The organism is Neisseria sp. P0007.S010, assembly GCF_051962875.1.
GTDB lineage: Bacteria > Pseudomonadota > Gammaproteobacteria > Burkholderiales > Neisseriaceae > Neisseria > Neisseria subflava_A.
Genome location: NZ_JBQCUX010000052.1, coordinates 1 through 261 on the forward strand (window position 1 = coordinate 1; position 261 = coordinate 261).

Below are 261 nucleotides of genomic sequence, written 5' to 3' on the forward strand. Positions count from 1 at the left end.
GTTTTAATATCGCTCGAATCGATGGCCGGCTGCTGGAGCTTGAATTGTCTGCTCGGGAACAGCAGCAACAGCTTGAAATCATTGCCAGCCCGCGCCTGATGGCGGCGCATCAACAGCCTGCCAGCATTAAGCAAGGTACGGAGATCCCTTATCAGGTATCCAGTGGCGAGAGCGGGGCAACTGCAATCGAGTTTAAAGAAGCTGTTCTGGGGATGGAAGTGACACCAACTATACAGTCAGATGGCAATATCCGCTTAAAAT

At 51.3% G+C, this 261-nt stretch carries 1 pseudogene; it reads left to right on the forward strand.

Annotated elements, in window-relative coordinates:
- Positions 1–261: pseudogene (locus ACTHR7_RS10865) on the forward strand (pilus assembly protein PilQ); the annotation flags it as partial.